Consider the following 2,688-nt stretch of genomic DNA (forward strand, 5'->3'; position numbering starts at 1 on the left):
CGTCTCGATCGGGTGATCATCCGGTTCGCGGGGGACTCGGGTGACGGTATGCAGCTCACCGGTGACCGGTTCACGTCCGAGACGGCGTCCTTCGGCAATGACCTCTCCACACTGCCCAACTTCCCTGCCGAGATCCGTGCCCCGGCCGGCACCCTGCCGGGTGTCTCGTCGTTCCAGCTGCATTTCGCCGATCATGACATCCTGACTCCGGGGGATGCGCCGAATGTGCTGGTGGCGATGAACCCGGCCGCGCTGAAGGCGAACATCGGTGATCTGCCGCGGGGTGCGGAGATCATTGTCAACACGGACGAGTTCACCAGGCGGGCGATGCAGAAGGTCGGGTATGCGGCCAGCCCGCTGGAGGACGGCTCCCTGGACGGTTACAGCCTGCACCCGGTGCCGCTGACGACGCTGACGGTGGAGGCGCTGGGGGAGTTCGACCTGTCCCGCAAGGAGGCCGAGCGCAGCAAGAACATGTTCGCGCTGGGTCTGCTGTCGTGGATGTATCACCGGCCGACGGAGGGTACGGAGAAGTTCCTGCGTGCGAAGTTCGGGAAGAGGCCGCAGATCGCGGAGGCGAACATCGCGGCGTTCCGGGCGGGCTGGAACTTCGGCGAGACGACCGAGGACTTCGCGGTCTCCTATGAGGTGGCGCCGGCGGCGAAGGCGTTCCCGCCCGGCCTGTACCGCAATATTTCCGGGAACCTGGCCCTGGCCTACGGTCTGGTGACGGCGTCCCGGCAGGCGGATCTGCCGCTGTTTTTGGGTTCGTACCCGATCACGCCGGCCTCGGACATCCTGCACGAGCTGTCCAGGCACAAGAACTTCGGGGTGCGGACCTTTCAGGCGGAGGACGAGATCGCGGGGATCGGGGCGGCGCTGGGTGCGGCGTTCGGTGGTTCGCTGGCGGTGACGACGACGTCGGGGCCGGGTGTGGCGCTGAAGTCGGAGACGATCGGGCTTGCGGTGTCGCTGGAGCTGCCGCTGCTGGTGATCGACATCCAGCGGGGCGGTCCGTCGACGGGTCTGCCGACGAAGACGGAGCAGGCGGATCTGCTGCAGGCGATGTACGGCCGCAACGGTGAGGCGCCCGTCCCGGTGATCGCGCCGAGGACGCCCGCGGACTGCTTCGACGCGGCGTTGGAGGCGGCCCGGATCGCGCTGACGTACCGGACGCCGGTGATGCTGCTGTCGGACGGTTACCTGGCCAACGGGTCCGAGCCGTGGCGGATCCCGGAGCTGGACGGGCTGCCGGATCTGAGCGTGCAGTTCGCCCAGGGCCCCAACCACACGCTGCAGGACGGCACGGAGGTGTTCTGGCCCTACCAGCGGGATGCGCAGACGCTCGCCCGGCCGTGGGCGGTCCCGGGCACGCCGGGGCTGGAGCACCGGATCGGCGGGATCGAGAAGCAGGACGGCACGGGCAACATCTCCTACGACCCGGCCAACCACGACTTCATGGTCCGTACCCGCCAGGCCAAGATCGACGGCATCGACGTCCCGGACGTGGAGGTCGACGACCCGCACGGGGCCGGGGCCCTCGTCCTGGGCTGGGGCTCGACATACGGACCCATCACCGCGGCGGTACGCCGGCTGCGCGCGGCCGGCGAGTCCATCGCGCAGGCCCACCTGCGCCACCTCAACCCGTTCCCGCGCAACCTGGGCGAGGTCCTCACCCGTTACGACAAGGTGGTGATCCCCGAGATGAACCTCGGCCAGCTCGCCCTGCTCGTCCGGGCGAAGTACCTGGTGGACGCCCACTCCTACAACCAGGTCAACGGCATGCCGTTCAAAGCGGAGCAACTCGCCACCGTGCTGAGGGAGATCGCCCATGCCTCTTGAAGCCCTTCCCCTAGTTCCGAAGGCCGAGGGCCGGCAGTCCATGAAGGACTTCAAGACGGACCAGGAGGTCCGCTGGTGCCCCGGCTGCGGTGACTACGCGATCCTGGCCGCCGTCCAGGGCTTCATGCCCGAACTCGGCCTGGCCAGGGAGAACATCGTCTTCGTCTCCGGCATCGGCTGCTCCTCCCGCTTCCCGTACTACATGAACACGTACGGCATGCACTCCATCCACGGCCGCGCCCCCGCCATCGCCACCGGCCTGGCCACCTCCCGCCGCGACCTGAGCGTCTGGGTCGTCACCGGCGACGGCGACGCCCTGTCCATCGGCGGCAACCACCTCATCCACGCCCTGCGCCGCAACGTCAACCTCAAGATCCTGCTCTTCAACAACCGGATCTACGGCCTCACCAAGGGCCAGTACTCCCCGACCTCCGAAGTCGGCAAGATCACCAAATCCACGCCGATGGGCTCCCTCGACGCCCCCTTCAACCCGGTCTCGCTCGCCATCGGAGCCGAGGCGTCCTTCGTCGCCCGCACCATCGACTCCGACCGCAAACACCTCACCGCGGTCCTGCGCGCCGCCGCCACCCACCCCGGCACCGCACTCATCGAGATCTACCAGAACTGCAACATCTTCAACGACGGCGCCTTCGACACCCTCAAGGACCAGCAGACCGCCCAGGAAGCCGTCATCCGCCTCGAACACGGCCGGCCCATCCGCTTCGGCCCCGACAACACCCGCGCAGTCCTCCGCAACACCACCACCGGCGACCTCGAAGTCGCCACCGTCACCCCCGACAACGAACACCGCATCCTCGTCCACGACGCCCACACCGCATCCCCCAC

The 2,688-nt window shown here is 68.1% G+C and carries 2 protein-coding genes; both read left to right on the plus strand.

The window, feature by feature from the left end:
- Positions 1-1,842: 2-oxoacid:acceptor oxidoreductase subunit alpha (locus Q8A52_RS48735; RefSeq protein WP_316765135.1), on the plus strand; the 1,842-nt coding region annotated here is incomplete at its 5' end.
- On the plus strand, positions 1,832-2,688 hold an 857-nt coding region (locus Q8A52_RS48740), incomplete at its 3' end, for a 2-oxoacid:ferredoxin oxidoreductase subunit beta (RefSeq protein WP_316765136.1). The genes Q8A52_RS48735 and Q8A52_RS48740, both read left to right, overlap by 11 nt.

The sequence above is a fragment of the Streptomyces herbicida genome (assembly GCF_032656585.1).
GTDB classification, from domain to species: domain Bacteria; phylum Actinomycetota; class Actinomycetes; order Streptomycetales; family Streptomycetaceae; genus Streptomyces; species Streptomyces herbicida.